Source organism: Streptomyces sp. NPDC054847 (assembly GCF_053610925.1).
In genome coordinates this window covers 1-4,456 of the sequence record NZ_JBSGZJ010000543.1, presented here as the reverse complement: position 1 = coordinate 4,456, position 4,456 = coordinate 1, and the positions used below count along the sequence as shown (strand labels likewise).

Sequence of the window (4,456 nt, the reverse complement as noted above, 5' to 3'; positions counted from 1 at the left end):
GGCAGCGGACCGAACGGCGTCGGGCCGAGGGACGTGCCGAGCGGCGTCGGGGAGACGGGCACGGGGCCCGCGGGCTTCGGGCGCGGGCCGACGGGCTTCGGGTCCGCCGCTTTCGGGGAGGCAGGCGCCGGTCCCACGGGTTCCGGGCCGGGAGGCGTCGGGCCCACCGGCAGCCAGTGGTACGACGCGGAGGCCGGCCCCCTCGTCCGCCCGTACGCGATGACCGGCGGGCGCACCAGGCCGGGCCCCAGCAACGTACGGTTCGATCTCATCGCGCTCGTCGTCGTGGACACCGACGGCCCCGGCCCGGACGAGGAGTCCCTGCTCGGCCCGGAGCACCGGGTGCTGCTGACCCTGTGCCGCTGTGAGACCCAGTCCGTGGCGGAGCTCGCCGCCGACGCCGACCTGCCCGTCGGTGTCGTGCGGGTGCTGCTCGGTGACCTGCTCGAAGCCGGGTTCGTGAAGGTCCGCCGGCCGGTGCCGCCGGCGCAACTGCCCGACGAGCGGATCCTCCGAGAGGTGATCGAGGGACTGAGAGCGCTGTGAGGGCCGGGGCCGGCCGGCGCCACAGGGCCGGCGGCACAGGGCCGTGCGAGCGGTCCTCCAGTGTCAGGGCGTGCGGCTCCGTTCCCGTTTCCCGCGTCAGCGCGTACGCGACGTCCCCCGGTCCCGCCCCGCCCGCAGGGGCATCCGATTTTTCACCCGCACACCCACTCCGGAGAGAAGCGACCGATGGTTTCCCAGATCCTGGACGGCACCAGTGAGGACAGCACGGCCCTCGCGCTGAAGATCCTGGTCGCCGGCGGCTTCGGCGTCGGCAAGACCACCCTTGTCGGCGCGGTGAGCGAGATCCGGCCGCTGCGGACGGAGGAACAGCTCAGCAAGGTCGGCCGCACCGTGGACGACACGGAGGGCGTCGACCGCAAGACCACGACGACCGTCGCCATGGACTTCGGCCGCATCACCATCCGGTCCGGCCTGTCGCTGTATCTGTTCGGGACGCCCGGCCAGGACCGCTTCTGGTTCCTGTGGGACGAACTGGCCCAGGGCGCTCTCGGCGCGGTGGTCCTCGCCGACACGCGGCGACTGTGCGACTGCTTCCCCGCCGTGGACTACTTCGAGCACCGCCGGATCCCGTTCGTCGTCGCCGTGAACTGCTTCCCGGGTGCGCGTACCTTCGCCGTCGAGGACGTCTCCCGGGCCCTCGACCTGGACGAGGGGACTCCCGTGGTGCTGTGTGACGCCCGGGAACGCGACTCCGGGAAGGAGGTCCTGGTGCGCCTCGTCGAGTACGCCGGACGCTTCCACACGGCCCGGATTCTCGGTCCGGCAGAGCAGCAGCGGTGACAGCGGCCGCCCGGCGCACCTTGCCCTGCGCCGCGCCGTGCGAAAGGCTTACGGGCGAACGCGGGGCCACGGGGAACGTACGAGCGGGGAGGACGAACGACCATGGCGTTGGACAAGGGACTCGACTGGCTGCTGGACGACCTGACGAAACGGGTCGAACACGTCAGGCACGCACTCGTGCTGTCCAACGACGGGCTGGTGACCGGTGCCAGTACCGGTCTCGCGCGGGAGGACGCGGAGCATCTCGCCGCCGTCTCCTCGGGCCTGCACTCCCTCGCGAGGGGATCCGGCCGCCACTTCCGCGCCGGCCGGGCACGCCAGACGATGGTCGAGTTCGACGAGGCGCTGCTCTTCGTGACGGCGGCGGGCGAGGGCAGTTGTCTGTGTGTCCTCACGGCCGCAGAGGCGGATGTCGGCCAGGTCGCGTACGAGATGACCCTCATGGTCAACCGGGTCGGCGAGCACCTGGGCGTCGAGGCGCGCCAGCCCGGCGGCAGCCCGTTCTGACCCCTTCCGGCCTGCGGCGGAGCAGGTTGTCCACAGGGCGCGGCGGGATGTCTTCGCTTCGGGCTACGGTCGTCACCGAGAGTATCCACAGCTCACGGGGGAGACCGCCATGACGGTACGGCAGATGTCCACGACCAGCCTCGCGCTCGGCAGGGCTGCGCAGGAACTGGCGCTGAAGCGGGGCGAGTTGGAGCTTGCGCTCCAGCTGGGCCAGGTGCGTGCGGCACAGGACGACAGCGGAGGGCCGCCTCGCGTCGAGCGGCGGGAGATCGACCGGCTGCGGGCCGGGCACGGCTTCCCCGCCGCGCTGCGGGAGCGGCTGCGGACGGTCGGCACGGTGGACGGCGCGGAGCTGGCGTCCATCAGCCAGGGCCGTTTCCTGCGGCTGGCCCGCACCGGTCATTTCGCACCGGTGCGGTTCTACGTCAACCGCTACCACGCCGTGGTGTGGCTCTATCTCGCCGAGGAAGTGCTGGACTTCGCCCGCGACCATGCGTCACTGCTCACCGGCAGGACGCCGCCCGAGTTCCGTGCGTTGCTGGCGGCCGGCGAGGACAGGCGGCCGCGTAATTGGCGGGGGCGGCGGCTCGGCCAGTTGCTGCGCGCGAGTTCCGATCCCTGGCGGCGGGCAGCGGCCATCGCCGCGGTGCTCGACCCGGTGACCGTCGCCGAGACCGTTCCCGATCCCTACGAACGCTCCCGTCTGAGTGTCCTCCGCCCGGAGATGGTGCCCGCGCCGCCGAAGTCGCCGCGCGGGAGGGAGATCGTGGAGCGGCTGGTGACCGCCGACCACCCGGACGAGATCCTGTGGCACCGGGCGAGTCTCGCCGAGGCGCTGCGGGAGGCGCGCGAACACTCGGCTGCCCCGCGTCGCGCACGACGTACACCCGGTGCGGCACTCGCCCGCGCTCCTCAGGGGACTCTCCCACTCGGAGCCCTCCACCCCGCGGCCCCGCATCCCGCTGTGGCCATCGCCGGACGCCCCGCCCCCGTGCGGCACCCGAGGAGCTCCCGTCCCTGGAGCCGGTCTTCGAGCGTCCGGCCCTCCGGCGCCCGGCCTTCGGGTCCGGGGGCCTCGGGTGTCCGGTCCGGGCGCCGCTCGAGGGGGACGGCACGTGCCCTGCTGGGGCGGCTGTGGCGGACCCGGGCAGGGCGGGCATGAAGCTGCGCTGTTGGCCCGCTTAAGAAAACCTCGATGGACGTGACGCTCCGAGCTGGGCAAATTGGAGCCCGTCCACTGACCGGGGCCTTATTTTCGATATCCGGTCACCGCGACCGCCTGTCCGTCACCATGCCTGGAGCCGCACCGATGAAGGCACTTGTCAAGCAGCATGCCGAGCCGGGCCTCTGGCTCATGGACGTGCCGGAGCCGGAGACCGGACCGGGTGACGTGCTGATCAAGGTGCTGCGCACCGGCATCTGCGGCACCGATCTGCACATCAGGTCCTGGGACGGCTGGGCCCAGCAGGCCGTGACCACCCCGCGGGTCCTCGGGCACGAGTTCGTCGGCGAGGTCGCCGCGATCGGATCGGACGTCCAGGACATCGCCGTCGGCGAGATCGTCAGCGGCGAGGGCCATCTGGTGTGCGGCAAGTGCCGTAACTGCCTCGCCGGCCGCCGTCACCTGTGCCGCAGCACCATCGGCCTCGGCGTCGGCCGGGACGGGGCGTTCGCCGAGTACGTGGCGCTGCCCGCCTCCAACGTGTGGGTGCACCGCACCAAGGTGGACCTCGACGTCGCCGCCATCTTCGACCCCTTCGGCAACGCGGTGCACACCGCGCTCTCCTTCCCCCTCGTCGGGGAAGACGTACTGATCACCGGTGCCGGCCCCATCGGAATAATGGCCGCGGCGGTCGCCCGGCACGCCGGCGCGCGCAATGTCGTCATCACCGACGTCAGCGAGTCGAGGCTCGCGCTGGCCCGCAAGGTCGGCGCGACCCTCGCGGTCAACGTCGCGGAGACCGACATCGCCGCGGCGCAGCGGCAGCTCGGTCTCAAGGAGGGCTTCGACATCGGCCTGGAGATGTCCGGCCGCCCCGAAGCCGTACGCGACATGGTCGACAACATGACGCACGGCGGCCGCATCGCGATGCTCGGCCTGCCCGCCCAGGAGTTCGCCATCGACTGGTCGAAGATCGTCACCTCGATGATCACCATCAAGGGCATCTACGGACGGGAGATGTTCGAGACGTGGTACGCGATGACCGTCCTGCTCGAAGGCGGTCTCGACCTCAGCCCCGTGATCACCGGCAGCTACGGCTACCAGGACTTCGACGCGGCCTTCGACGAGGCCGCCACCGCCCGCAGCGGCAAGATCATCCTCGACTGGACCGTCTGAGTCCCGTATCCCCGCGTCCGAGCCCCAGACCTAGGAGAACCCCTCATGTACGCGTCCGTCCGCGACGACCTGCGTGCCACGATCGACGAGATCCGCGATGCCGGTCTCTACAAGCCCGAGCGCGTCATCGGCACTCCGCAGAGTGCCTCGGTCGCCGTCACCGCGGGAGGCGCACCGGGCGACGTCCTCAACTTCTGCGCCAACAACTACCTGGGCCTCGCCGACCACCCCGAGGTCGTCGCCGCCGCCCATGAGGCGCTGGAC

The 4,456-nt window shown here is 71.5% G+C and carries 5 protein-coding genes and 1 pseudogene; all 6 read left to right on the top strand.

Features of this window, described 5'->3' with window-relative positions:
* Positions 1 to 33 precede the first annotated feature (33 nt).
* Complete coding sequence (locus tag ACWGH4_RS31975; protein WP_453467034.1) at positions 34 to 546, top strand: DUF742 domain-containing protein; 513 nt, start codon at positions 34 to 36, stop codon at positions 544 to 546.
* A 186-nt stretch (positions 547 to 732) separates the two neighbouring features.
* A complete protein-coding gene (locus ACWGH4_RS31970) occupies positions 733 to 1,347 on the top strand; it encodes a GTP-binding protein (RefSeq protein WP_453467032.1) in 615 nt (204 codons plus the stop codon).
* A 102-nt stretch (positions 1,348 to 1,449) separates the two neighbouring features.
* The gene (locus tag ACWGH4_RS31965; RefSeq protein WP_005307718.1) at positions 1,450 to 1,854 is read left to right on the top strand and encodes a roadblock/LC7 domain-containing protein; all 405 of its coding nucleotides are present in this window, start codon (positions 1,450 to 1,452) and stop codon (positions 1,852 to 1,854) included.
* 124 nt (positions 1,855 to 1,978) lie between these two features.
* Positions 1,979 to 3,016, top strand: coding sequence for a DUF6397 family protein (locus ACWGH4_RS31960; RefSeq protein WP_453467030.1), 1,038 nt, complete (start codon positions 1,979 to 1,981; stop codon positions 3,014 to 3,016).
* A 147-nt stretch (positions 3,017 to 3,163) separates the two neighbouring features.
* A complete protein-coding gene (gene tdh / locus ACWGH4_RS31955) occupies positions 3,164 to 4,192 on the top strand; it encodes an L-threonine 3-dehydrogenase (RefSeq protein ID WP_453467028.1) in 1,029 nt (342 codons plus the stop codon).
* A gap of 45 nt (positions 4,193 to 4,237) precedes the next feature.
* A pseudogene (locus ACWGH4_RS31950) lies at positions 4,238 to 4,456 on the top strand (glycine C-acetyltransferase); the annotation flags it as partial.

What these genes read in the sequence shown, in the direction of transcription:
- tdh (WP_453467028.1), top strand. Translation starts at nt 3,164, where the DNA reads ATGAAGGCACTTGTCAAGCAGCATGCCGAGCCGGGCCTCTGGCTCATG.
- ACWGH4_RS31970 (WP_453467032.1), top strand. Translation starts at nt 733, where the DNA reads ATGGTTTCCCAGATCCTGGACGGCACCAGTGAGGACAGCACGGCCCTC.
- ACWGH4_RS31965 (WP_005307718.1), top strand. Translation starts at nt 1,450, where the DNA reads ATGGCGTTGGACAAGGGACTCGACTGGCTGCTGGACGACCTGACGAAA.
- ACWGH4_RS31960 (WP_453467030.1), top strand. Translation starts at nt 1,979, where the DNA reads ATGTCCACGACCAGCCTCGCGCTCGGCAGGGCTGCGCAGGAACTGGCG.